General features: G+C 56.5%; 20 protein-coding genes and 2 pseudogenes. 11 read left to right on the plus strand and 11 right to left on the minus strand.

Annotated features, from left to right (window positions below; translation table 11 throughout):
* Positions 1-6 precede the first annotated feature (6 nt).
* The 4 genes and pseudogenes from XH91_RS36725 (at position 7) to XH91_RS36740 (ending at position 4,803) form a co-directional block, all read left to right on the plus strand.
* On the plus strand, positions 7-1,356 hold the full coding sequence (locus tag XH91_RS36725) for an alpha/beta hydrolase (RefSeq protein ID WP_128929974.1): 1,350 nt from the start codon (positions 7-9) through the stop codon (positions 1,354-1,356).
* Between the two features lie 63 nt (positions 1,357-1,419).
* A pseudogene (locus tag XH91_RS36730) lies at positions 1,420-2,525 on the plus strand (IS630 family transposase).
* 610 nt (positions 2,526-3,135) lie between these two features.
* Positions 3,136-4,467: a type II toxin-antitoxin system HipA family toxin gene (locus XH91_RS36735; RefSeq protein ID WP_128929975.1), complete on the plus strand. Its 1,332-nt coding sequence runs from the start codon at positions 3,136-3,138 to the stop codon at positions 4,465-4,467.
* A 9-nt stretch (positions 4,468-4,476) separates the two neighbouring features.
* Entirely contained in the window at positions 4,477-4,803 is a 327-nt protein-coding gene (locus XH91_RS36740) for a helix-turn-helix domain-containing protein (RefSeq protein WP_128929976.1), read from the plus strand.
* A 647-nt stretch (positions 4,804-5,450) separates the two neighbouring features.
* Here XH91_RS36740 and leuD (XH91_RS36745) read toward each other — a convergent pair.
* The 4 genes and pseudogenes from leuD (XH91_RS36745) to XH91_RS40300 all read right to left on the minus strand — a co-directional run bounded on the left by leuD (XH91_RS36745) (position 5,451) and on the right by XH91_RS40300 (position 9,126).
* Positions 5,451-6,085: pseudogene (gene leuD, locus XH91_RS36745) on the minus strand (3-isopropylmalate dehydratase small subunit).
* A gap of 9 nt (positions 6,086-6,094) precedes the next feature.
* On the minus strand, positions 6,095-7,504 hold the full coding sequence (leuC, locus tag XH91_RS36750) for a 3-isopropylmalate dehydratase large subunit (RefSeq protein WP_164933598.1): 1,410 nt from the start codon (positions 7,502-7,504) through the stop codon (positions 6,095-6,097).
* Between the two features lie 174 nt (positions 7,505-7,678).
* Positions 7,679-8,458 (minus strand): HpcH/HpaI aldolase family protein, encoded by a 780-nt coding sequence (locus tag XH91_RS36755; RefSeq protein ID WP_206733115.1) that lies wholly within the window; start codon positions 8,456-8,458, stop codon positions 7,679-7,681.
* A 281-nt stretch (positions 8,459-8,739) separates the two neighbouring features.
* Complete coding sequence (locus tag XH91_RS40300) at positions 8,740-9,126, minus strand: helix-turn-helix transcriptional regulator (RefSeq protein ID WP_128929979.1); 387 nt, start codon at positions 9,124-9,126, stop codon at positions 8,740-8,742.
* A 139-nt stretch (positions 9,127-9,265) separates the two neighbouring features.
* Between XH91_RS40300 and gcvA the strand changes: the two genes are divergently transcribed.
* The 6 genes from gcvA (at position 9,266) to XH91_RS36790 (ending at position 15,053) form a co-directional block, all read left to right on the plus strand.
* A complete protein-coding gene (gene gcvA, locus XH91_RS36765; protein WP_128929980.1) occupies positions 9,266-10,141 on the plus strand; it encodes a transcriptional regulator GcvA in 876 nt (291 codons plus the stop codon).
* Positions 10,142-10,411: 270 nt separating this feature from the next.
* Positions 10,412-11,482, plus strand: a complete 1,071-nt coding sequence (locus XH91_RS36770; protein ID WP_128929981.1) for an ABC transporter substrate-binding protein — start codon at positions 10,412-10,414, stop codon at positions 11,480-11,482.
* A gap of 240 nt (positions 11,483-11,722) precedes the next feature.
* The gene (locus XH91_RS36775) at positions 11,723-12,595 is read left to right on the plus strand and encodes a branched-chain amino acid ABC transporter permease (protein ID WP_128955133.1); all 873 of its coding nucleotides are present in this window, start codon (positions 11,723-11,725) and stop codon (positions 12,593-12,595) included.
* A 61-nt stretch (positions 12,596-12,656) separates the two neighbouring features.
* Positions 12,657-13,601, plus strand: coding sequence for a branched-chain amino acid ABC transporter permease (locus XH91_RS36780; protein ID WP_206733114.1), 945 nt, complete (start codon positions 12,657-12,659; stop codon positions 13,599-13,601).
* Positions 13,598-14,353 (plus strand): ABC transporter ATP-binding protein, encoded by a 756-nt coding sequence (locus XH91_RS36785; protein ID WP_128929984.1) that lies wholly within the window; start codon positions 13,598-13,600, stop codon positions 14,351-14,353. Before XH91_RS36780 ends, XH91_RS36785 begins: the two co-directional genes overlap by 4 nt.
* A complete protein-coding gene (locus tag XH91_RS36790) occupies positions 14,346-15,053 on the plus strand; it encodes an ABC transporter ATP-binding protein (RefSeq protein WP_128929985.1) in 708 nt (235 codons plus the stop codon). Before XH91_RS36785 ends, XH91_RS36790 begins: the two co-directional genes overlap by 8 nt.
* Before the next feature lie 54 nt (positions 15,054-15,107).
* On the opposite strand, the gene XH91_RS36795 is transcribed toward XH91_RS36790, so the two are convergent.
* Together XH91_RS36795 and XH91_RS36800 are read right to left on the minus strand one after the other, a co-directional pair.
* Positions 15,108-15,887: an SDR family NAD(P)-dependent oxidoreductase gene (locus XH91_RS36795; protein ID WP_128955134.1), complete on the minus strand. Its 780-nt coding sequence runs from the start codon at positions 15,885-15,887 to the stop codon at positions 15,108-15,110.
* 72 nt (positions 15,888-15,959) lie between these two features.
* Complete coding sequence (locus XH91_RS36800) at positions 15,960-16,862, minus strand: isocitrate lyase/PEP mutase family protein (RefSeq protein ID WP_128929987.1); 903 nt, start codon at positions 16,860-16,862, stop codon at positions 15,960-15,962.
* Positions 16,863-17,456: 594 nt separating this feature from the next.
* Here XH91_RS36800 and XH91_RS36805 point away from each other — a divergent pair.
* Positions 17,457-18,281 (plus strand): SDR family NAD(P)-dependent oxidoreductase, encoded by an 825-nt coding sequence (locus XH91_RS36805; protein ID WP_128929988.1) that lies wholly within the window; start codon positions 17,457-17,459, stop codon positions 18,279-18,281.
* Between the two features lie 38 nt (positions 18,282-18,319).
* Here the strand turns inward: XH91_RS36805 and leuD (XH91_RS36810) are convergent, their stop codons facing one another.
* The 5 genes from leuD (XH91_RS36810) to XH91_RS36830 all read right to left on the minus strand — a co-directional run bounded on the left by leuD (XH91_RS36810) (position 18,320) and on the right by XH91_RS36830 (position 24,946).
* Positions 18,320-18,952, minus strand: a complete 633-nt coding sequence (gene leuD, locus XH91_RS36810; RefSeq protein ID WP_128929989.1) for a 3-isopropylmalate dehydratase small subunit — start codon at positions 18,950-18,952, stop codon at positions 18,320-18,322.
* 17 nt (positions 18,953-18,969) lie between these two features.
* Positions 18,970-20,379 (minus strand): 3-isopropylmalate dehydratase large subunit, encoded by a 1,410-nt coding sequence (gene leuC / locus XH91_RS36815; protein WP_128929990.1) that lies wholly within the window; start codon positions 20,377-20,379, stop codon positions 18,970-18,972.
* A 316-nt stretch (positions 20,380-20,695) separates the two neighbouring features.
* Positions 20,696-21,766 (minus strand): cupin domain-containing protein, encoded by a 1,071-nt coding sequence (locus XH91_RS36820; protein WP_128929991.1) that lies wholly within the window; start codon positions 21,764-21,766, stop codon positions 20,696-20,698.
* Positions 21,767-21,862: 96 nt separating this feature from the next.
* Complete coding sequence (locus XH91_RS36825; protein ID WP_128929992.1) at positions 21,863-22,771, minus strand: fumarylacetoacetate hydrolase family protein; 909 nt, start codon at positions 22,769-22,771, stop codon at positions 21,863-21,865.
* A gap of 63 nt (positions 22,772-22,834) precedes the next feature.
* Positions 22,835-24,946 (minus strand): FAD-dependent monooxygenase, encoded by a 2,112-nt coding sequence (locus XH91_RS36830; protein ID WP_164933583.1) that lies wholly within the window; start codon positions 24,944-24,946, stop codon positions 22,835-22,837.
* Between the last annotated feature and the right edge of the window lie 8 nt (positions 24,947-24,954).

Here is a 24,954-nt window from a genome sequence, read left to right on the forward strand (position 1 = left end):
GGGGCCATGGTCGTCTCGACATTGCGAGCCGATTCTTCAAATGCGCTGCACTGGCTCTCGTCGTTCCGGCAGCTCCGCGCGGCTTTAATTGCTCTGGTCTGCATGTTTGTCGTCGGCTGCGCTCATCAAGCACCTATCTCGAGACCGTCAAAGCCCCAAGCCCAAAACACGCATCAGCACCACGGGCGTGCATTGACAGGATATCACCATCATGCCGCAAGGTATTACGGCCCGAGGTATTATGGTCCGAGACGCCATGATTATGGCTATCATCGCCCCACAACGGGTGAGGCAAGTGAGGAAGCACCTCCCGAGAAACCGACGCCAACTGGCGCCGAGGCTCCCAACAAGCCCGCCATCAAGGGCTTGGTGCCCGTTTATTTTGCGACCAACCGCGAGGTGATGGGAGGCCCGAATCTGCAGCTGAAACAGATCACCTATGATCGTTCGGCCACGAATACCTATGGCTGCGTGACTGTGAGCATACCGATCGTTCACAAGATGGGCGAAGTCGAAACGCCAAAGACATATCTGTACGGCATTTGGACAGAGGCCGAGCAGGACGGAAAGCACTTTCGAATCCAGACTCTATCGAAGCTCTCACGAGAGGAGTTTGCCTCCGCGATCGCCAATCCTGCCGACAGCCTGATGCTGTTCGTCCATGGCTACAATGTTCCTTTCTCGGATGCAGCGTTCAAGGCCGCTCAGATTGCCTTCGATGCAAATTACAAGGGCCGCGTCATGATTTATTCCTGGCCCTCGAAAGGCGGGTTGGCGGATTACGATTACGACCGCGAAAGTGCTTTGCATGCCACCGATGGATTGTTCGATCTTCTCAAGCTCATCAAGACGGAGGGGAACGTTTCGCGGATCATCCTGATCGCACACAGCCTTGGCAGCGAAGTGGTATTGGGCGCCTTGCAGCAGGCAGCGCTGAGCCAAACAGCGCTTGGCATTACCGAGCTGATTTTCGCAGCACCCGACGTCGACCGTGACCTCTATCTGGAGCGGGCTAACCAGATCAAAGCGGCCGCGGGTGCGGTGACCGTGTACGCCTCGTCAACTGATCTGGCTCTGCTCGCCTCGATGAAGAAGGCGCAGTCGAAATCGCGAATGGGCTATGTGACTAAGAGCGGTCCAACTCTCGTCTCGGGCATCGAGACGATCGATGTCTCTGCGGTCGGAAGCGAAATGTTCGCGCTCAATCATAGTACCTATTCAACGAGCCGGGCGGTCCTCGACGATATCGGCCGGATCATCTCCTCATCTAGCCACCTCAAGCCACCGCAGCGGACCCCAACTTTGCGCTCGATGCCTAACGAGCTCAACGCGACCTATTGGATGTATCCTTACTAGTCATCTGGAACGCAAGTTCATCACATTAGTTGATGGCTCGAATCTTTGTAGAGGAGAGCGCTTGTGGGGAATGCAGGTGTGAGAGGCCGGCCGATCGCGCCGTTAGTGCTCAGTCCGCAGGAGCGCACGTACCTAGAGAGGCAAGTTCGTCGTCATCGTGTCGCGCGGTGCTATCTGAGCGATGCCGCGCGATCCTGCGATGTGCGGATGGCCTGCCAAGCAAGTCTGTGGCTGCTGAACTCGGCATCCATGAACACACCGTTGGCAAGTGGCGCCGTCGGTTTTTTTAGAAGGATCGCTGTGATGGCCTGCTTGATGAAGCCCGCCCGAGCCGCCCTCGCACCATCGACGACGATCAGGTTGCTGAGGTAATCGAGCGGACATTGCGTACGACGCCGGCCGACGCGACGCACTGGTTGATCCGCTCGATGGCTGCGGAAACTGGCTTTTCCCACACCACGATCCGCCGAATGTGGTCGGCGTTCAGCTTGCAACCGCACCGTAGCCAGACATTCAAGTTGTCGAGCGATCCACTGTTCGTCGACAAGGTACATTGTCGGCCTTTATCTATCCCCACCGAACCGAGCCGTTGTCCTCAGCGTTGATGAGAAAGCCAGATCCTGGCACTCGATCGCGAGCAGCCGGTCTTGCCGATGATGCCTGGGATGCCAGAACGTCGCACGCACAGTTATGTGCGACATGGCACGACCACACTGTTTGCCGCGCTCGATGTCGCTTCCGGCTTTGTCATTGGCAAATGCTACAAGCGTCATCGGGCGGTCGAGTTCTTGAAGTTCCTCAAGGAAATCGACGCTCAAATCCCCGAGGGGCTTGCGGTCCACATCGTCATGGACAACTACGCCACCCACAAGACACCTAAGATCAAGGCGTGGCTCGCTCGCCGGCCGCACAACCATGTCCACTTTACGCCGACTTCCGCGTCATGGATCAATCAGAACGAGCGCTGGTTCGCTGAACTCACCAGAAAGCAGATCCAGCGAGGTGTTCACACCTCCGTCAGACAGCTCGAGGCCGACATCCGTACCTTCATCGAACTGCACAACAATAACCCGAGGCCCTTCAAATGGACCAAGTCTGCAGACCAGATCTTGGCTTCCGTCAAACGCTTCTGCCACAAAGCCCAGCAGACTTTATGCGGCGAACTTTAGATTCACGTGACTAGGGGGGCGTGCGCATTAATCCTCGTTGATGTGCGGCTCGTTCCTATTTCGAAGCCTTTATGTAACGGCAGCAAATGTCGCGCAGCTTTCGCGGAATCGAGCAGTCTTGCACGATAGTGAGAAGCGGGCCGTGGTGAGATCGGGGACCGTACATGCATGCGCCCGGGAAGACCACAGTTTGGATCGGGATAGCGCGCATCTCGTCGTACGAGTGCCGCTTACTCAGTTGATGGTAAAAGTCCGTTCGGGCTTTTGATGTTTGAGCGTGCGACGCTCCATCATAACAGCCAGCCTTTGCGCTTTTTAGGTCTTGCCGAAGGAGGCGCCCTCTGGGTCCTCTGGCCGGGTCCGCTCTTCAGCATGAAGCCCATCAGAATGAGAGCTGAATACAGGGCTGCGCCGTCACCGCACTTGATCGCGGGGCGAGCATCTCTGAGGGGCCGCTCAGTCCGTGGTGGCGGCGCAAAGATCCGGCAGGCCAAAAGCATGATGGGCAACGACTGCAGTGTCCGAACGGATCCTCCGCTATTAATACTTCCATTATAATGGGTTGATTCTTGAGCTCACCTGCCATATACATCCCTAAAGGGATTTGTAAATGGACCTGACTGTAGAAACTTTCATAGAAGGCACGTGGCACGAGGCGGCCATTGTCAACTTGGAAGCCCCCGAAAAGGGCTACACGACGCCTTCCAGAACTAGCTACGAAATGGGCTATTTTGCCAAGTTCGGCGCCATTCCATTTGCGGAAGACCGTCCCCTTAAAGGCGTACATGCTTACTCGATCAACGCCCCAGTCGATCTGGTGGATCGCGCAGCAAGCACCTGGCCAGCTTTTCTACTGGACCTAATTCCTCAAGGTCACCACGCCGAGAGGATCGCGCGATTTCTGAACCTTCCGGTCGAGGCGCCTTCTACCCAAGTCCATCTTCTCATGAGAGCTGCGAGTTCTCCCGTCGGCAATATTCGCATCAAAGAAGCATATGATCAGGAGGTCGAACGTCTTCAGGACATATCGGTCGCGGGAATCACTATGGAAGAAATTCTCGATCGGAGCGATGCGTTTCTCGAAGTTGCTGATCGCTTTTCCTTGCTTGCCTCGGGTTCGAGTGGGCTGCAAGGTGACTGGCCCAAGGTGTCACTGACTCGCTCCCGAGACGGACTTTGGTATCCGAATTCGATGGTCCCGGACGCGGACGCCCTCGAATTTATCATCGTAAAGCTTCTGCGTAGTGATGAGCCGGTGGATCAGCGGATCCTGGAGTCTGAATCGGGCTATTCGGTGGTCGCAAAAGAGTTTGGCGTCAACGTCGAACGCACGAGCACCTACGGCAATGGTGTGCTTGTCATTCCACGGTTTGACCGCAGGGTGACGTCGGGTGGTCTAATCCGCTACGGACAAGAGAGTCTGGTCTCTGCGATTGGCGTTGCGGAGTTTGCATTTCAGAGCAGGCACGAAACTTATCTGAAAACAATCCAACAGGTCTCGTCGTGTCCGCTGGAGGACACGACGGAGTATCTGCTGCGAGATGTCTTGAACCTGGCTATGGGCAATCCCGATAATCATGGTCGAAACGCCGCGCTTAGAAAATTCCCGGATGGAAGCATACGTCTCGCCCCCTTGTTCGATTTCGCACCAATGAAGATCGCGACAGCGGGCATCGTCCGTTCCACAAGGTGGGGGTGCATGCTCGATGGTGGAGGACAGGACACCAATCCTGATTGGAGGCTCGTCTGTGAGACAGTTTCTAGCCCCAAGGTGCCCGCCCACAAATTGATGTCCGCTTTGGCAGCTAAGGAAGATCTTCTCCGGGCCCTTCCAGAGATTGCAAGAAAGTGCGGCGTGCCGGTCTCCGTCGTGACGAATGCAATCATTCGCAACGAAGATATGGCGAACGGTGTTGCCAAACTGCGCAATGTGACAGATTAGGCGAGCCTCATGGCCAGATGGCGTAAACCTACGAAAGAGGAGATCCGAGATCGTCGCGCCGCAATTGCAGCCAAAGCGCGCGCGGGTACTCTCCGCTTGCCGGAGGCTGTCGCCGAGATGCGTCAAGCCCTCGGGCTCACCCAGATTGAGTTCGCCCGACTGTTTAAGCTGACACCGCGCCAAGTCGCCGACATTGAAAGAGGAGCGGCCAATCCTACTGCGCAAACGCTAGACAAAATAGGTCGCGCATTCGGTTTCCAAATCGGCTTTATTCCGATCGCTGCTGGGGCGACAACGGCCTCTCGCGAAGATGAGAAATCTGCCGGGCCACATTGATGATGAGCGCGTCTCGAACCGAATAGATTCTTCCGAATGGCCATTCGTGAGGAATCTCTTTGGCGTGTTCGCAAACGGTCCGTAATGCTCTGGAGTTTTGAGGAGGCGCAAATCCGGTACGCTGGTCTATTTCAAGATGACACTGCCGGTGTGCCGGGCGAGCCCTTGGCCGACCAAAGGAGCGACGCTGATCGCAAAAAACAGCGGCAAGAGGTTGCGTCGAAGTGCAATTCTGCGAGATCTTGGCCTCTTTTCATCCACCTTGGTCGCCTTCGAACATCTTCGGCCGGTCGGCTTCCCCGTGGCGTTGCTGCAAGATCTTCGTTCAAACTTGACTGGAGGACGAATGTCTTGAACTGAAGAACTGACCTCGTACCCAGGAGGACAATGTCATAATCTTGAGCCGTGGGGTTCACAAACAAAGACAGCGCTCCATATCCCCAGCGAAAGTCGCGAGGCTTTTCGCATAGGAGAGAAGCCGAGCCCGGGCTGGATGCGCGTTAAACCCAAGCTCGCTCCAAGAGATTCGTATCATCAAATGTCGTGGAATGCGTAACCATTTGCGTCTTTTCGTTTCCGCTAGCGTTCACCGGACGACAGAGCCTTGAATTGCCAAGGCTCCCACCACGAAACTGACGTCATCAGCTCTACGGCGATCGGCCAAAAGATGACGTGGGGCGACGCATCCATGGCCGCGCGACCCCGTCGAAGGCCTCGAATGCGTCGATATCGCTGACATAACGCAGCGTCAGCTGGATATCGTCGAGCCCTTCAAGCAATGCTGTCCGACGCGAAGGCGACACGACAAACGGTATCGATAGCGAACACGACATCCTGATCTCACATCGCTCAAGATCGACCTTAATTTCACGCCCGGGGTCTTTCGCAAGCGCGCCTAGGATTTGCTCATAGTCGGCTTTGGGCAATGTGATCGGAAGAACGCCATTCTTGAAGCAGTTCTCGAAGAATATTTCCCCGAAGCTCTCGCGATAACGCAGCGAATACCAAATTGCTTCAGCGCCCAGACTGCTGCTTCTCGCGAGCTGCCGCAGCCAAAGTTATCGCCTGCCACGAGGATCGAGCTGCTCCGAAATGGCGGAATATTCAGCACAAAGTCGGCGCGTTCGGATCCGTCGTCCTGAAATCGGCTGTTGGCGAACAGGGCCTTACCCAAATTAGCGTTCGCAGAACGCATGAAGCGGGCAGGGATAATTGCATCTGTATCAATATTCGGGTCCGCCAGCACTGCGGCGACACCTTCCAACGTCACAAACTTTTCCATTTGCCGCCTCTATGCGTGCGCGAGCTTGCGAACGTCGGTGATGACACCCGTCACGGCGGCCGCCGCCACCGATGCCGGACTTGCAAGATGCGTGCGGCTATTTGGTCCTTGGCGATGCTCGAAGTTGCGATTAGAGGTCGCCATGCAGCGCTCACCTGGCGCGACTTGGTCGTCGTTGATCCCCAGACACATTGAACACCCGGCCTCTCTCCAGTCGAAGCCTGCATCGAGAAATACTTTGTTTAGACCGAGGGCCTCAGCCGCGCGCTTGACCGACGTCGATCCAGGCACAACCAGCGCCCGCACGCCTTTGGCGACCTTGCGCCCCTTGACGATGGCCGCTGCCGCCTGAAGGTCCGATAGGCGGCTGTTGGTGCAGGATCCAATGAAGGCGACGTTGATCGGAATGCCTTCAAGAGGCTGATTAGGTTTGAGGCCGATATAGTGCAGCGCCTGCTCCGCCATGGCGCGACGGACAGGATCGCCAATCAACACGGGATCTGGGATGTTTTCGTCGATACCTACGACATCGCCAGGTGTTGTCCCCCACGTCACCTGGGGGGCAATCTCGCTACAGTTAACCCTGATTTCCTTGTCGAAGAGAGCTTGCTCGTCTGTGTTAAGAGTGCGCCACTGATCTAATGCGGCCTGCCAATGCGCACCTTTGGGAGCATAGTCGCGGCCAGCGATATATTCATACGTGGTATCGTCCGGCCCGATCATGCCAGCACGTCCACCAAATTCAATGGACATGTTGCAGATCGTCATCCTGCCTTCCATGGACATCGCACGAATGACGGGTCCGCAATATTCGATGGCATATCCGCGCGCCGCCTGTGTTCCCTCTTTGCCGATCAAGTAAAGTATGAGGTCCTTGGCACAGACATCCTTTCCCAGACGTCCGGCGAACGTCACCCGTAGCGCCTTTGGCTTGCGCTGAAGTACGGTTTGGGTTGCTAGAACGTGCTCGACATCGCTTGTGCCAAAACCCCACGCATAGGCACCGAGCGCGCCATTTGTTGGTGTATGGCTGTCTGCGCAAACAACAGTCATCCCTGGCGTGATAAGCCCGAGCTCCGGCGCCACGACGTGTTCGATACCCTGCCTGGCATCAGCCAAGTCAAACAGCTCAATTCCGTGTTCGCTGCAGTTCCGTTCCATCAAGGTGATTAGCTCGCGCCCCTCGGGGTTCGAATCGACCGTGCGCCCAGGACGTGTCGAAACGATGTGATCCGTGACACCGAAAGTGAGATCAGGTCGACGCACAGATCGCGAGGCGCGCCGTAGCCCATCAAATGCTTGTCCGCTCGCCGATTCCTGGATGATGTGGCGATCGACATAGAGCAAGAAGACGCCGTCACCCATTTCCCGGATGACATGACTGTTCCAGATCTTTTCAAAGATAGACCGCGGTTGGATCATGTTACACCATGGCCGAGTTGCTCCCACGCTAAGAGCGGGTAGGCTTCACGCCAATTGCGTGATCGGCGACACCGGTCTTGATGCAGGAGGAGCTCGTCGACTAGTAAGAAATTGCAATTTCGAGCGGATGAGGGCTTATGGTCCGGTCGCCCACTTTTTGATATTTAGTCCTTACCCCTTCAGGCCCGATGCACCGGTAACACGGGACGGCTCTCGACTGAGCAGTCGAAACTTCTCAACCCAAGACTTGGCCTGGAACGCCAATGCGCGAGCGTCAGTGGAAAGCGTGACGAATCGAAAGCCACGCGTGACCATGCGCCACGCTTGTTCGGGACCAGGTGCGAAAATGCCTGCAATCAGACCCTTCTTAATGCACCCCTTCAAAACGCGATCGATGGCAGCGTCCACCTCGGTATCAAACTCCTCCAGCTGCGGCTTCCTGTTCAGGGACAGCGAGAGATCGCCTGGTCCGATATAGACACCATCCAGACCTGGCACATCAAGAATACTCTCGATGTTGGCGACGGCTTCAGCGGTTTCAATCATAGCGATGACGCTGAGCTCCCGGTTCGCATGCGCAGCATAGTCCTCGCCATAGGCCGTCGCCGCACGGACGGGGCCTAAGCTGCGCTGGCCCATCGGTGGATATTTGCAATATTGGACGAGGCGCTCAGCGTCCGCTGCCGTGTTGACCATAGGGCATGTCACACCAAGAGCACCTGCATCAAGCGCTTTCATGATGATTGCCGGGTCGAGCCAGGGGATGCGTACCAACGGGAGCACGTCCACGGCCGTAATGGCTTGTAGCATCGCGACGGCGGCATCGTACCCGATGAGACCATGCTGCAGGTCAAGCGTGATTACGTCGAAGCCTTGTCGAGCATAAAGTTCTGCCGAAAACGCATCGGGGATCGCGCAATAGCCGTTCAGTAAATGGCCATTTTCGGCCATGCGGCGATTTAGTCCTCGAAAGGGGGCCATAAGGAAGCTTTCTTTGCTGTGAATATGACGACTGGCCTCGATATCCTGTTGACGGCTGCTGGCATCGGAATGTCGTCGACGCCGCGCGCAACAAGTACACCACTGACCGCGTGATCACTTGACTGCTCCGATTGCGCCGGCAACCGCGCCTTGTTGTGCGCCGGAGCGGATTAGACCCTCAAGAACTCTAGACAAGCTTTTGCAAAAGGTCTGTCGCCAGTGGCGAACTTCTCATGCGCTCGATTTGCCAGCTAGCTGGTGGCTACCGCAACATAGCGCTTTGGCGTCACGCCGTGGACACGCTTGAAGTGCTTCGTGAAGTGACTTTGGTCAACGAAACCGACCTCGTAAGCTACTTGTGCCGCTGGCTCTCCCTGAAGAAGAAGATCAGCGCCGCGCGCGACGCGCCGTTTTATCAGATAGGCATGGGGCGTTACTCCCAAATCTCTTCGGAATGCCCTAATCAGTTGAAAGATACTTGCGCCCGTCTGACGCTCAAGATCGCGAAGCGTAATCCTGATCTCAGGGCTCTTCTTAATAAACGCGAGCGCAACTTCTGTAATGCTTCCGTCAGGGTCGCCGGGCGGAGCAGAGAATGCGTCTGCCGATACGACTGCCGTTTCCATCCCACAAGTCATGTCCAACTCTTGCTGCAGTGGACGAGTTTCATCGCGGGGCTGAGGATGAAGGCGATCAGCATGCCGCGCAAAGCAAGTTAACTGATGACTTGCATGAGTTTTTGCGATATAAGCGAAAACCTAGGGAGAATAATGGGTTATGGGCCAATACTTGCCCATGAATGCGCTACGAGCCTTCGATGCTGCGGCGCGTCATGGCAATTTCAGTCGAGCGGCGGAAGAGCTTTGCATTACCCAAGGGGCCGTCAGCAGGCATATCGCGGTACTTGAGACCCACCTCGGAATAAAGTTATTTGTTCGTAAGCATCGTCGCATCGAACTGACGGAAGAGGCTCGACGATATCATAAGCGGCTTCAGGTTGCGTTTGACGAGATAAGGTCCGCGACGTCCGAGATCTGCGCGTCGTCAAAACACAATGTCCTAAAGCTTAGGTGTTTACCCACCTTTGCCATGCGCTGGTTGATCCCTCGCCTCGCGAGGTTTCGCGAGCAATATCCGCAGGTGGAAATTCAGGTCTCAACCTCACAACAATCCCCTGCCAATTTTGAAGCGCAAGGCATCGATGCCTCGATCGAGTACGGATTGGGCCAGTGGCCTGGGCTCGAGGCCAAACATCTGTTCGACGAACTGCTCATCGTCGTATGCGGCCCCAAGCTTGCGAATGGAATGCCGGTCCCGCGCTATCCGCACGAACTCGATCATCACGTTCTTCTCCATTCCTTGCAGCGCCCGGATTTTTGGCGGCAATGGCTCCAGACTGCAGGCGCGCCGCAGGTCCCGGCCAACACGGGCCTACGATTTGAAAACTCGGGGCTCGCGTGCCAAGCAGCTATCGACGGCCTTGGTATTGCAATTGTGCATCTTCCCTTGATTGAAAGGGATCTCGAAACCGGCCGACTGATCGCACCGTTCAATCTCATTGTCCGCAACCAGATGGCATTCTATCTCGCTTATCCAACCGAAAAGAGCGATTTGCCGGCACTTGTCGCGTTCCGCGCAATGGCTGCTCGGTGAGGCGGCGGCAACCGTCAGATCCATCGATCTGAAATGGACGGGAAAGAAGCGACTCTCAGCCCCGGACATGGACCTTGTGACATCCGCGTAATATAGCGTGAGCAGCCCTTAACTGGTCTGCCCTCCGCGACCTGCGACTAACAGTCCCGGCGTCCCGCAAGATTATACAAGAATGCACTCCTCTAATGCCCTCTATCTGGGCCGAACGATGGGCGCAGTCGTCGCCTTGCTTGCGGCGCATGGCGGTGCACAAATAGGGGGACGGAAACAATGAAGCGCTTCAGCTTGCTGGCCTTCGCGGCGGTTCTTGCCTCACTGTCCATTTCTACAGATGCGCATTCTGCCGAGGTCAAGATCGGCATCATCGGCTCTTTTAGCGGCCCCTATGCCGAGTGGGGCGTCCAATTCAAACGAGCCGTTGACCTCTATGTCGAGAAGCACGGAGGAAAGCTTGGAGGCCACACCGTTGAGGTCCTCTATCGTGATTCTGGCGGCCCAAATCCCGCTCGAGCGAAACAACTCGCTCAAGAGCTGATCACCCGAGAGGGGGTACAATTTCTCGGCGGTATGGACTTCACGCCTAACGCGGTAGCCGTTGCCGATGTTGTGACGCAAGCGAAAATTCCCTTCGTCATTTTCAACGCAAATACCGCAGATACCACACGTAAATCGCCATATTTTTTAAGAGTGGGCTGCACCATCTGGCAATTGGCGTATGGCATCACGCGCTATGCTATTGATCAGGGCAAGAAGAAAGCTGTTGTCTTTGCCGTCGACTACGCCCCCGGTCACGACGCAATTGCAGCTTATGATGCCAATTACGGCAAGCTCGGCGGCAAGATCGTCGATGTCGTAAAGGTGCCTTTGGATACAACTGACTTCTCCAGCTACTTCCAGCGGCTGCAGGACGCGAACGCTGACGTTCTATTTACGTTCGTCCCGAACGGGCCCATCTCCGTTGCACTGTTCAAAGGGTATTTCGAGCGCGGCTTGGCACAACGGGGCTTGCAGTACTTTGGCCTCGGTGAAACCGAGGAGGCACCCCTCGCGGCATTGGGACAAACCGGCGAACTGGCCATCGGTGTATATTCCTCTCTCTTTTATGGTCCTCATTCGCCAGAAAGCACCGCGAATAAGGAGTTCGTCAATGCGCTGGAAGCAAAATACGGGAAGGGCGCCATACCTAATATCGGGACCGTTGAGGCGTGGGACGGCATACACCTGATCGCCCATATGACCGAAGCAACCGACGGGAAACTTGATGGTGAAAAAGCCTTGGCGGCCGCCAAAGGGTACTCCTGGGAGAGCCCGCGCGGATCGATCCGGTCGAACGGGACCTGATCCAAAACGTCTATATCCGAAAGGTCGAGAAGATCGACGGCGTCCTCGTAAATAAACAGGTCGCCGTAATTCCGAATCTCAAAGATCCCTGGAAGGAGGCCAATCCTGCCTCGCGCTGACGACGTTTAGGCGCGCGAAAATAGGGGAGTAGAATCAGGCCGCATGACTCCAGGCCAATGCGGCGGGACGTAATGGCCATTGGCAGCATGCTTGTGATGCAGGCGGTGTTTGAGGGATCAAGTGAATAGCTACTGGACGACGGGTATATCGCTTTTGATCGACGGCCTGTCCTTCGGGATGATCCTCTTTCTGATCTCCTCTGGCCTGACGATCACGCTCGGCGTGATGCGTCTTCTAAACATTGCACATTGTGGTTTCGCCATGATCGGCGGTTACACTGCACTCTCGCTCGTCAATCATTTTGGCCTGGGTTTGCTCGCCGCGCTTCCGATTGCTGTTGCAATCACGGCGATACTCGGGGCCATTCTTGAACGGACCGTATATCGATGGATCTATGAGACGAGTGCTCTCGGTCAAATCCTGATGACAATTGGCCTCACATTCATAATGATCGCCTCGATCAACGCCGGTTATGGCTCGCTGACGCATACATTACCAACGCCTGAATTCCTGGCGGGAGCATGGCATTTTGAAGAGATATCGATTTCTGCTTACCGTAGCTTTCTTTCAATCGTCAGCCTGACAATCGCAGGCCTGATTTGGTACGTCATCGAACAGACCGATTTTGGCGCCCGCTTGCGCGCCTCCGTCGATAATCCGCGCATGGCTCGCTGTGTCGGGATCAATGTGCGGCGGGTGTTCGCTCAGACCTTCGTTGCTGGGTGCGCGTTAGCGGCCATAGCCGGCGTACTTGGAACGCAGATGCTGCCGCTGCAGCCATACTATGCCACGAACTATATGGTCATGGTTTTGATCGTCGTTGCGGTTGGCGGCTTTGGCAGTCTCAAAGGATCGCTTATCGCCGCGCTCGGCTATAGCATCTTCGATACCTATTTTCGCTATCTCTTTCCGGCGGCCGGCGCTTTCGGCATCTACATTCTTCTGGCCCTCATTCTGTCCATTCGACCTTTTGGGCTTTATGGCCGTGCTTAAGGTAACTCCCTCAAAGGACACACCTAAACGGGACATCGCCGCGTCCTTTGGATCCCACCGCTTGGGACTTAGCGATGCGCTGGTGTGGGCGCTTGCAATTTTCGCTTATTTCTTCTTGGGCGCCTATCACCAGCTCGGCACCCAAGTCATCATCATGATCATCTTGGCTCTGTCGCTCGATCTCGCCATCGGTTACTCTGGAATCGAAAGTTTAGGTCATGCCGTCTTTTTTGGTATCGGAGCCTACGCCGCCGCCCTTTTTGCGCTCAATGTTTTATCTGAACCCTTGACCGGCCTTGTGGTAGGAGGGCTAGCTGCCGGCGCGTTCGGCTTCGTCACGGGTTTGCTGGTTCTTCGTGTTCGCGGCTTGACTCAAGTCATCCTCACGATCGCCATTGGTGCCGTCGTCCTCCAAGTTGCGACAACCTGGAAATCAGTAACGGGCGGAGATGATGGCCTTGCGGGGTATCAGGTCGCACCCATCTTGGGACGTTACTCGTTCGACCTCTATGGCCATACTGCCTATCTCTATTCGCTTTGCGTGCTGGCCTTCGTGTTTGCCCTTGCCCGGATCTTGGTAAACTCGCCATTTGGATATGTTCTGCGTGGGATACGCGACAACGACCAACGCATGCGCATGCTAGGCGTACCGGTCGCCGCACGGTTGCTTCTCATCTATTCGATTTCGGCAGCAATAGCGGGTGTGGCCGGTGCAATTTCCGCACAAGTCACCGGGCTTGTCGCAACCGACTCACTCTCATTCCTGCTATCCGGAAACGTCCTCATCATGTTGCTAATCGGCGGGATGGGGCGCCTGACCGGCGCATTCATTGGGGGCATTATTTTCGTCATTTTTTCTGATCGGGCCGCGGCGATAGACCCCTTCAATTGGTTGTTTATGCTGGGTGGACTCCTCATTCTCGCCGTCAGGTTTACACCTCAAGGCGTTGGTCCCTGGATTGATCGTATGGGTGGCTATCTCCTCGATCGCAGGCGGAAACCATGAATGATACGGTCCTCGAAATCGTCGGTCTGCACAAAAGCTTCGGTGCTCTCGCCGTCACGCGTAATATCAACTTCCGCCTTGAGATTGGTGCAAGACACGCTCTGATTGGTCCGAATGGCGCAGGAAAGACCACCCTTGTAAATCTCATCACGGGAGCGTTGGCTCCATCCTCTGGGTCGATCCGACTTGAAGGACGTGACATCACACGGTATTCGCCGCAACGCCGAGTCTCTCTGGGGCTCGCGCGAACGTTTCAAATAAACTCGCTATTCCCGTCCATGACGGTGGTCGAAAATATTGCCCTCGCGGTCGTTGCAAATATGCATATCGACGCAAAACTGTGGGGCGCGCTCAATAGGCGCAAGCAGGTTCTGATCGAACTCGAGCGGCTCCTAGACGTTTTTAACCTCAGTGGTTCGGCATGCCAATTGATTTCCAATCTCGCATATGGTCAACGGCGGCTCGTTGAGCTCGCGCTGGCGCTGGCTCTCAAGCCAAAGGTGCTCATTCTCGACGAACCTGCTGCTGGCTTGCCGAAAGAAGACAGCGGAAAACTTTCGGAATTGCTGCGGCGGTTGCCCGCCGACCTCGCAGTCATCGTCATCGAGCACGACATGCAGATCGTTTTTGGTTTCGCTGACCGTATCACGGTGTTGGCAGAGGGAAGCGTGCTGACGCAGGGAACCCCGTCCGAGATTCGAGCAGATGCTAAGGTACGAGAGGTTTACCTCGGACAGGCGCGCAATGACTGATTTGCTGAGACTGGAAGCTGTCACCGCAGGATATGGCTATGGCGCCGCGGCTATTGAAAACGTGGCTCTTTCGCTCCCGAGAGGGTCGTCATTGGCCGTGTTGGGACGCAATGGTGTCGGCAAGACGTCCCTGCTTGCGACCATTATGGGCCTAACGCAAATGGCCTCCGGCAAGATCACATTTGACGGCGGCGAGATCGGAGGCATCGATACCTACGAGCGGGCTCGCCTGGGCCTCGGTTACGTGCCTCAGGAACGAGAGATCTTTCCTTCCCTGACGGTAGAGGAAAACCTTTCCGTTGCAAGGGTTGATCGGGGAAAGTGGAACATTGAATCCGTGTTTGAGCTATTCCCCCGGCTTGCTGAGCGACGGCAGAACTTCGGAAATCATTTGTCGGGTGGAGAGCAGCAGATGCTGGCTGTCGGCCGAGCGCTCGTCAGCAATCCCGCTTTGCTTATTCTCGACGAGCCGTTCGAAGGATTGGCTCCGGTCATTGTTGACCAGCTTGTGGAAGCGCTCAAACGCATCAGAAAAGAAAGCGATATGACGTTTATCCTCGTAGAACACCATGTTGATCTAGCGCTGTCACTAACGGTCCAGGCCCTAATTCTGGATCGAGGCCAAGTGGTTTGGAACGGCAAAAGCAACGATCTGGCGGGCAATAAGTCCGTTCTATCGAGCCTCGTTGGCATCAGCTAGGGAGGTAGACGACCTCCGATTACATACCTACCGGCAACGATACCAGTGCCGAGGTTACGGTACGGGACAATTGCCTCCATCGACATTAATGGCTGTTCCCGTTACGAACGAGGCTAGGTCCGAGGCTAGAAAGCAGGCCACATTCGCAACCTCGGTCACAGTTCCAAGCCGACCGAGACGCACGCTCTTTCCTTTCTGCAAAACGAAGTCTTCGTAGCTCGCTTGCGGTGCGGTGGACCGGTGCATTCGTTTCCACTGGTCGGTTTCGATCGATCCAAGGCAGATGGCGTTGATAAGGACGTTATCCGGCGCGCATTCGTTAGCCAGCAGCTTCGTCATGGATAGGCCGGCCGCCCGGCTCAGCGCCGACGGAGCGGCGCCGGTACCGGCCTTTGCCGCAATGCTGAGAATATTGACAACTCGTCCCCAGCGTCTTGCTCGCATTCCAGAGAGGCAACGCTGAGTTAAGTAAAGTGCCCCTCCGACTTTCAGCATGAAATCGGACTGGAGTGCGTCCCACTCAACTCCCGATATTGGCTCGTGGGCAGCGTTGCCTGCGTTGTTAACGAGGACGTCAACATGACTGAAGTCGGGGGAGAGCCTCGACCAGGCCTGGTCAATCTGCAATTTGTTTCCGAGATCACATGAGATTCCAATCACGCGCTGACCGGTTGTGCTACTTATCTGGTCGGCGGTATCACTCACTTGTTGTTTATCTCGGGCGAGAATTGCAACAGAAGCGCCGGCCTCGGCGAACGCCAGAGCTATCGCTCGGCCAATGCCTCGGCTTCCGCCCGTTACGATTGCGGTTCGGCTTTTCAGCGAAATCTGCACTAAACTATCCTTGCTTGCTCTAGCACCGAGATTTCCATCGCAGCAGTCCGAAAATGCGGAACCGCGGACGAGTTACGTGGCGGGCGCAGAGGCCTGGGACCGGGCAACTTTGTCGAGCGCCTGCCAGTCTCGAAGTCCGACCGCCTCAGCAAAGGCCGCGCGAGCCGCCGGAAAATCGGCCAGTGCCGGGAGAGGGGACCCGTCGGCCGTGGACAACAACAACCCTGCGAGCGCGCTCGCCATCGCTTCTGTGGTCCGCAGCATCAAATAACTCGGATAAGCGATAAGATCGTAGCCCATCACAAAGAGATCTTGTGCCCGCGGCAGTTGCGCTTTCCCATCTTCAGTTAGGGCAAGCAGCTGGTGTTTCCCCCGGAAGGCACTCCCAACCGTCACGAGATCGTCATGTGCTTTCAATCCTGGAATAAATACACCATCCGCGCCCGCGGCTAAGCTGCGCTCCGCTCGCTTTAGGGCGCCATCTAGGCCAAGCGTTGTTAAGGAGTCCGTGCGGGCGATAATCAACATGTCGCCTGAACTGCGGGCATCAACAGCTGCCCGAAGCTTTGTTTCGAATTCTGCCATCGCGACAACAGCAGGAGCAGGATTATCGCCGGGTTGCTTGCTCGGGCGAGCCTGGTCCTCCAGGATCACGGCGCCAACACCAAGCGCCTCGTACGCGCGGATCATGCGAACAACGCTCTTGATGTCACCGTAGCCGTCATCGCCATCGGTGATGAAGGGTAGATCGGAGGCCGCCGCAATATCCTGAATACCGGCGACCATCTCGCCAAGCGCCGCAATGCCTAGGTCCGGCAACCCGTAACGGGCAGCAAGCATTGCCGACCCACCAATTGCAAACGCTTTGAACCCAGCCCGCCCTATCAGCCGGGCGGCAAAAGCATCTTGAGCAACCGGAAGGACGAGCGGTCGTCCGGCTTCCATGACCTTGCGCAGAGGAATACGAGCTTTCAAAAGACACCCAATGATGCGAGTACGGCAACGACGCGAGTCCGACAACCGTGAAAGCGGTTAGTGAAGGTCGCTCCAGTGCAGAAGACCATCGTTGGACTCAGCACGTTTCATAAAGCACGTGTACTATCAACCGACAGGCGCCGGCATCACTAGGAGAAAATTGCACGATGGGCTGCCCCGATAGCATTGCAATTTCTTGCTAGCGGATCAGCGCCTAAAACCCTGTACTCGCGCAAAATCCTGTGGCGACACGGCGGGCCTCAGGGCTAGTACTGCTCAAGCCAGAGGAGAACGTCGCACTCTTCTTTCATGGACGAGGTCGCATGACGAGTGGCCACCTTAGCTAGCCAAAGGGTGCGCCATGCCATAGTGCACTCAGCCAAGCGCGTGGTCTCTTGGTTCGCTGGGTCAGTGTCCGACGTGACGACATGGAGTAGATCTCGACAGGCGCCAAGGCCGGTCGAGCCTGGCCTTTTACTCAACCGAGCTCGCAAGGCACACATCTGGGCAGCTCAGACTAATGTTGCGTCCCGATGCGTGTGGCCGGTTCTGTCAACAATCCCATTCAATCGACCAGACACGGAGACTTCCACGATGACAGGACACACCAAACAGGAGCCTCGCCTGGCGGGAGGCGAAGATGCGTCCCTCCGGGGCAAGGTTGCGATCGTAACGGGCGCAAGCCGAGGCATCGGTGCTGCCATTGCGCTCGAGCTCGCGCAAGCAGGCGTCGATTCCGTTATCGTCGCCCGGGATGAGGCCATGCTCAACAGCGTTGCCGAACGCGCACGATCATTTGGAACAAGGGTAGAGGTCGTTGCTGGCGACCTGCGAAACGTGGAAACCGTTTCCTGGACGATCGACCGGGCCTTGGCCGCTTTTCAGAAGATTGATATTCTTGTCAACAACGCCGGTGCGACCACGCGGGGGCACTTCCTGGAGCTGCCCGATAGTGATTGGGAGGATGGTTTCGGCCTAAAATTCTTTGGTGCAATGCGCCTCTGTCGGGCGGCCTGGCCTACACTTGTTCAGACGAGTGGATCCGTCGTGAATATCGCCGGTGCAGGCGGCCGAACACCCGACATCTATTTCGCTATCGGTTCGCCAGTGAATGCCGCACTCAATAGTTTCAGCAAATTCCTCGCCGAGCTTGGCATTAGGGACGGCGTGAGGGTCAATTGTATCAATCCCGGCTTGGTGAGGACAGACAGATTGACAAAGCGCCTGACGCTGGAGAGCCGCGAACGACGCATCGACCCTGCCGAAATGGAATATCAGCTCAGCCGCGAGTTGCGCATTGCGCGAATCGGCGAGCCTGAGGATATCGCGGCGCTGGTTAGATTTGTCTTGTCAGATCGCGGTCGTCTCCTGCAAGGGGCTGCTATCGATGCGGATGCAGGTCTGACAAAAACGCTTTAGATTCGCCTAACCGCGCAACTCTGGTTCGTCGGCCCCACTCAGGGAGAATGCCGAGGTTCAGGTCGCGCGTATAACCAGGGCTGGCACGCTCGGCTCTTCTGCTGGAAGTCCTCAATGTCGGCGACGAATCTTAGCGTTTGACCAATCTCGTCGAGGCCCTCTAGCAGCGTTGCGCGACGGGCAGTTGGAATGTTAAAAGCGATTGTCCTGTCGTTCGGTAATTCGATGGTGCAGCTTTCGAGATCCACCGACATCGTCGGATCGTTCGTGGTCGCCAGGTGGTGATGGATCTCATCAACCTCTGCCTGCGGTAACGTGACGAGTAGCAGCCCGTTCTTGAACGAGTTTTCGTAAAAAATGTCGCCAAAGGTGGGTGCAATCACGCAGCGAATACCGAACCGTACCAGGGCCCAAACCGCGAACTCGCGGGAGCTGCCACAACCAAAATTGGCTCCCGCAACAATAACTTTGCTCTTGCGAAAGGGGGCGCGGTTCAAGATAAAGTCCGGCACCTCTTGGCCTTGCAGATCATACCGCCAGATCGCAAACAGGCCTTCCCCCGGATTGCTCTTCAAGCTGCGTTGCCAAGCGACCGAAATGATCGCGTCTGTATCGATGTTAGGGCGCGGGAAACTGGCCGCGACACCCTCGACACGTGTGTATTTCTCCATACGAATTCTCCGGCGGCCTAGGTTAAGTACCTTCTGACGTCCGTTACCGCCCCGGCAATCGCAGCGGCGGCCACCGAGGCGGGACTGGCTAGGTGGGTGCGACTCTTTTGGCCTTGGCGCCCCTCGAAATTGCGGTTCGACGTAGAGATGCAACGCTTACCGGGTCCTACAAAGTCATCATTGATGGCGACGCACATGGAACATCCGGCCTCCCGCCACTCAAACCCAGCTTCCAGGAAGACTTTGTCGAGCCCCAGAGATTCAGCGGCATGTTTAACCTGCGCTGAGCCGGGTACCACAAGCGCGCGTACATGCGAAGCGACCTTGCGCCCCCGCACGACTTCGGCGGCAGCCTCTATATCGGAAAGGCGGCTGTTGGTGCATGAACCGATAAACGCCACGTCGACGGTGAGCCCTTCGAGAGACTGACCGGCCTCAAGACCGAGATAAGTCAGCGAACGGTCCATTGCGGCGCGACGCGCAAGGTCGTTAACCGCCGCGGGATCAGGAATCGGATCGCTGACGCTGCCAACATCCTCGGGGGTCGTCCCCCAGGTGACCTGCGGGCCGATGCTCGTGCAATCAACATCGACCTCTCGATCGAAAACCGCTTCTGGGTCGGTCGGGAGCGAACGCCAGTAAGCCAATGACTGTTCCCACATTTCTCCCTTGGGCGAATAAGGCAGATCGTGGAGATATTCGAATGTGACGTCATCGGCAGCTATAAGTCCAGCTCTCGCACCGAACTCGATCGACATATTGCAGATGGTTTGGCGTTCTTCTATCGACAAAGACCGTATGACGCTGCCGGCATATTCCACAGCGTAGCCACGTCCCGCCGCAACGCCGATCTGACCAATCAATCTCAAAATGAGATCCTTGGCGTATACCCCTCGGTTGAGCTTGCCTTCGAAATTGATACGCATGCGTTTCGGCCGCCGCTGGACGATTGTCTGGGTCGCGAGCACATGCTCCACCTCGCTGGTGCCAATGCCCCAAGCCCAACAACCAAGTCCTCCACACGTTGCCGTATGGCTGTCGCCGCATACCAGTGTTGTGCCGGGCAAGACGATGCCGAGCTCAGGTGCGATTACATGGACAATGCCTTGCCGAGGATCGTCAACATCAATGAGTTCAATCTTATGAGCCTGACAATTTTCACGTAACAGCTGCACGAATTCCCGACCACCAGCGAACGTCTCTCCCGTACGACCTTTCGCCGTGGAAAGGATGTGATCGACAACAGCATAGGTCAGTTCGGGATTACGGGTCTTGCGGCCAGCACGCTTCAAGCCCTCGAAGGCGGCAGCCGATGTGCATTCATGAACCATGTGCCGGTCCACATGAAGAAGAAACACGCCATCTTCAATCTCCCGGATAACATGCGACAGCCAGATCTTGTCGAACAGAGTTTCGCTGTTTGCCATGGCGCTAATCGACTTGTCCCAAGGGGCTTGAATTCTCACGAGGTGAGCGAGCCGTACACGAGCTTTGGGAAGTTAAGAACCTCGGACATTGCCCAATAGGAGAAAATTGCAAACACCCCTTTTGCCCGGCTAGCAAATCGATGCTGTGCGTCAGATGCGCTTAAGTACTCGCGGTCCACGCAAAATAGAACGATCGGCCTGCATCAGGCCTGCGCTATCTACAAGAGCAACTTTCTGGAAACGCGGAGCGAGCCAACGGGTATTGCCTGCGCAAACAACTACGCCGGGCACAACGATTGCAAGAGGCGAAAGCTGCCTATTGACGTCCGTTCGGATGATCTTCTTGGCGAGCCAAACCGAAAGGTTCCAATATAGGCTGATCGCTTGTCCGGAACAGAATCGATTTCTCATACGCAATATATTCGCACCACGACCAAGCCGGCTCTGCGATCACATCGCGCTCTGACCATTCGTGCTTGACGCCATCGATAATGGTGGCACCGCTTCCCTTCGCAACAACACAAAGACTACTCGATGTGCGTCGTCGTGCCTTCGAGTGGAAGCCTTTACGGAATCCGTTCACGTGACAGGCGATTGTCGGCATGACATGCCCACCCGTGATAGGATTTACGTATTCGTAAACGACACCCTCGTACGGGTCATCATCGTCGCGGTCCAGTCCGGCTTGTATCATTGCTTCGGCGGCAGCCCATTTGTACACCAACTGGGGCGAGGCCGGCGGTTGCGCGCGCGTCCGACCTTGTAGCATTCCGAGCGCGCCAATATCTTCGTAAGAGCCCACAGTATTGGTATAGGGTTCTAAGGATTTGCTAGGATGCATCTCGAAACAATCGGCTCGCATGTATGAAACGAATGGGGTATCGAGCGCATCGAACCAAACCATTGGCTCCGTCCCGCCATTGTGCGCGTGACTATGCCAGCACCCTCCAGGCGTGAGCAAAAGATCAAGCTCGTGCATATCCGCGCGCGTGCCATCGACGACCGTGAACGCACCACTTCCCGACAAGATGAAGCGCAGCGCTGAATAGGTGTGCCGGTGCGCCGGTGCGACTTCGCCAGGTAGGATCATCTGCAACGCGCCATTGAGCGTAGGCGTTGCTGCTGCGGACCGTGGCATCCCGGGATTCTCAAACAGAAGAATTCGGCGCTCAGTGCCCGGCCCGGCCAATGATGTCTTAACAGCTTCCTCGAACTCAGCGTGCAAGTCGCGCCACCGCCATACATGGCCGCGCGCCTTGTAGCCCATCTCTTCGGCGACCCCGCTGGTATTCCAGATGGGAATGATACTCAGCCGCTTCATACGATCGGCCCGCTCGGCTGTGGGATCGGCATGTTTCGGATCTGGCTGAGCCGTGCTGTTCGACATTTTGGTTCCTCAACTTTAGTTCGAGCTTGCCGCCACGCTGCGGTTGATTAGACCTGCCGGCTAGCATGAAATTGCAGGACGAGGACTGCGCCTCCTCTAATTTTTGGCTATGCGCGGTGATCGGAGCATTTCGTCCGCCGACCAATCGCCGGCCTCGATCAGGAGCGTCATTTCGCCAATATCCTGTACGCCAACGACGACGCGGTCGCCCGGTACAATTTCGGATACTCCTTCGGGAGTGCCGCTCATGATGATGTCGCCGGGATGAAGTGTATAATAGGCGGACGCGAACGCGATCAGCTTGGGAACCGACCATATGAGGTGTCGCGTATTCGATCGCTGCTTCTCCTTGCCGTTTATGCTCAGATAAAGGTCAAGAACCCCGGGATCGGGAATCTCATCTCGCGTAACCAACCAGGGTCCCAAGACGGAATAGGTGTCGATTGATTTCCGCAGGCTCCGCTCTTCGGGACCACGGACAACCGCGTCGACAGCAACGGCGTACCCAGCGACATACTGCAAGGCGTCTGCCTGCGGGATGTTGCGACCCCGTCGACCTATAACAACACCCAACTCGGCTTCGGGGTCGTGCCTTCGCGTCGGATCGCCCAGTCTGATCAGCGATCCCGGGCCCACTAGCGAACTATTGGCCTTCAAAAAAAGACCGGCTCTGTCGATCGTCTGAACCTCCGATCGGCCCTGCCGCAATTCTTGATTGTTCGTCCCCTCGTCGAGATGGAGCTGATAGTTGACAGGGGCAGCGATGATCTTAGACGGATTAGCGACGGGGCTATCAAGCCGAACCGAGCTCACGGGAATGCGTCGAGCGCGCCCGGCCAGCTCCTGTGCCTTGGCGATGACGCGGTCCAAATGCTCGATCATGATGTCGTGCTGCGGAAACGGCCACTTGAGGCTGGGCAGCACGTCCAGCGCCTCGGTAACGACGAGAATTTCGCCATCTCGCACGATACCAAGCTGATTTCCATCGAAACGACAGAGCCGCATATTATTCTCTCCTATCCAGATAGAGCGGTTAGGGCAGCCAAGCCGCCGGCTTATGCCCTAACCCTATGGCGTCGCCCCGACGTAAGTGTTGGAGTGGGCGTGGCGCCGAATCGCGCGAAAGAACTCGTCCGTCTCCGGCAGAAACTCGAACAGCGCAAAACTATGAATGCTATCGTCGAACAAGTGCAGTTCGGCATCTCCGCCCGCCGATTTAGCAGCAGCGACCAATGCACGAGCGTCGTCAGCGAGGGCTTCTCCACGCGCCGCAAAGACGCGCATCGGTGGTAGCCCGGCAAGATTTCCGCGAAGCGGCGAAATGGCGGGATCATCGGGCTCTCGGTCTTGGATGAACGCACCAGCCAAAGTCAGTAGTCGCCGCCGGGTCATCCAGGGCTCGGTTCGTCTATTGCCGTCGATACTGGCCGCCGTCAGCGTGAGATCGGCAAAGGGCGACAGGAGATAAAGGGCGGCGGGCCGAGTGACATTCTCGTGACGGAGCTTTGCGGCGAGACTTAAAGCAAGACCACCGCCCGAGCATTCGCCACTGACTGCAACTGGGTCTGCGCGCCGCGAAAGCCACGCAAAGGCCGCTCGCACATCCTCCTGCATTTGCATTGGCGTATGTTCCGGGACAAGTCGGAACTCGGGTACCAACGCCCAGCCACCGATCGCGCGCGCTAGACCAGCTGCAAGCAAAACCGAGCTCTTAGCCGAACCAAACACATATCCTCCCCCATGAAGATGAAGAACGGCAGGACCACTTTTCCCGCCGGGGGGAATGACGCATAACGCAGGCACCCCGTCGCAGTCGACGGTTTCTACCGACACATCCTCTGGCAACGCACATAGACTCGACATGAACCGCTCGTAAGCAGCCCGTTCGCTCATCCAGTCTTCATCTTCGAACTTGAGAGCATTCGACCAAAGATCGAACGCGCGGGCGGCGGCCGGCCGCGACGGCCGCACCAATGGACTGGCGTTAAACAGGTCGAATGGCTTGTTTGATTCGGCGACTTCATCATAGCCATAGAGCCACGCAAACCGCTCATACCCAGCTTGGTCGAGCTTCAGCATGCCCCGCCCCATCCGTCCGTAAGCCGCCTGACGCTCGGGTGCCTTTTCATGAAATGCCGTAAGATCGCCGCGACTTTGGTGAAGCAACCGAGTGGTCCGCGGCTTCCGCCGCGCTTGAAACTCGGAAAAAGCGGCTTCCAAGTTGCTCCCGCTCCGGTGCAAACAAGCCGCCAACGCCACCGAATCTTCGAGCGCCATCGCCGCACCGGAGCCGGATGTCGGCAGCACCGGGTGGGCCGCGTCGCCAATCAGAACTATTCGCCCGCGATGCCATTCTGGCAGGGGATAACGATAATTGATCGCCGTGATGAAAGCTTCGGTTACAGCCTCAGTGATCTCTCGGACGTCTTTGCAGGCGTCCTTAAATGAGGCGCGCAAATCCGCGACATCCCCAGCTGTGGCCCAGTCCTCACGATGGATCTCATCGGCAGGTACGTAGAAGGCTGCATAAAACTGTTTGCCGCGACGAATCGGATAGCAAACCACGTGGCGACCCGCACCGCTCCACACATTGGTATCCAATGTTAGCGCTTTGCTGAGAAGCGTCGTTGGTAGAACGGTCCGCCAGGCGAGGAGGCCCGTAGATATCGACTCGCTTTCTCCAAAAATTGCGCTTCGCACCTTGGAACGCAGGCCATCGGCTCCGATTAGGAGATCGCCAAGAACAGCCTCACCCCTCTCGAGAATGACGGTAACACTTCGATCATCTTGCTTCACATCGACAACAGAGCAGTTGAGCCGGATCTCCGTTCCGTCCAAATGTCTTGCAAGAGCGTCGATCAAATCGCGGCGATGCGTCTTGTAAAGCGGGGCGCCATACAGCTTGGCTCCCGCTTCGCCCAGTTGGGTGCGATTGCGTACCTCACCGCTCACCATATCATAAAATGTAATCGTCTCGGGCGGCTCATCCGAGCGCTTTATCTCCGCCGCAATGCCCAGCGATTCAAGAACGCGCATAGCATGAGGTCCAAGGACAACACCTGCTCCAACCTCGCTTAACTCCGCCGCTCGCTCGATGACGGTCACGTCGATGCCGTTACGACGCAAAGCAACCGCCGTAGCCAGTCCGGCCACTCCGGCTCCGACAATCAGGGCACGCATAGCCATCC

The sequence above is a fragment of the Bradyrhizobium guangzhouense genome, assembly GCF_004114955.1.
GTDB classification, from domain to species: domain Bacteria; phylum Pseudomonadota; class Alphaproteobacteria; order Rhizobiales; family Xanthobacteraceae; genus Bradyrhizobium; species Bradyrhizobium guangzhouense.

Bases quoted from the DNA above. Each gene is read 5' to 3' on its own strand.
- XH91_RS36825 (WP_128929992.1), bottom strand. From the start codon at position 22,771: ATGCGGCTCTGTCGTTTCGATGGAAATCAGCTTGGTATCGTGCGAGAT.
- XH91_RS36830 (WP_164933583.1), bottom strand. From the start codon at position 24,946: ATGCGTGCCCTGATTGTCGGAGCCGGAGTGGCCGGACTGGCTACGGCG.
- XH91_RS40300 (WP_128929979.1), bottom strand. From the start codon at position 9,126: ATGACTTGTGGGATGGAAACGGCAGTCGTATCGGCAGACGCATTCTCT.
- XH91_RS36740 (WP_128929976.1), top strand. From the start codon at position 4,477: ATGGCCAGATGGCGTAAACCTACGAAAGAGGAGATCCGAGATCGTCGC.
- gcvA (WP_128929980.1), top strand. From the start codon at position 9,266: ATGGGCCAATACTTGCCCATGAATGCGCTACGAGCCTTCGATGCTGCG.
- XH91_RS36725 (WP_128929974.1), top strand. From the start codon at position 7: ATGGTCGTCTCGACATTGCGAGCCGATTCTTCAAATGCGCTGCACTGG.
- XH91_RS36820 (WP_128929991.1), bottom strand. From the start codon at position 21,766: ATGTCGAACAGCACGGCTCAGCCAGATCCGAAACATGCCGATCCCACA.
- XH91_RS36755 (WP_206733115.1), bottom strand. From the start codon at position 8,458: ATGGCCGAAAATGGCCATTTACTGAACGGCTATTGCGCGATCCCCGAT.
- XH91_RS36790 (WP_128929985.1), top strand. From the start codon at position 14,346: ATGACTGATTTGCTGAGACTGGAAGCTGTCACCGCAGGATATGGCTAT.
- XH91_RS36735 (WP_128929975.1), top strand. From the start codon at position 3,136: ATGGACCTGACTGTAGAAACTTTCATAGAAGGCACGTGGCACGAGGCG.
- XH91_RS36770 (WP_128929981.1), top strand. From the start codon at position 10,412: ATGAAGCGCTTCAGCTTGCTGGCCTTCGCGGCGGTTCTTGCCTCACTG.
- XH91_RS36785 (WP_128929984.1), top strand. From the start codon at position 13,598: ATGAATGATACGGTCCTCGAAATCGTCGGTCTGCACAAAAGCTTCGGT.
- leuC (WP_128929990.1), bottom strand. From the start codon at position 20,379: ATGGCAAACAGCGAAACTCTGTTCGACAAGATCTGGCTGTCGCATGTT.
- leuD (WP_128929989.1), bottom strand. From the start codon at position 18,952: ATGGAGAAATACACACGTGTCGAGGGTGTCGCGGCCAGTTTCCCGCGC.
- XH91_RS36805 (WP_128929988.1), top strand. From the start codon at position 17,457: ATGACAGGACACACCAAACAGGAGCCTCGCCTGGCGGGAGGCGAAGAT.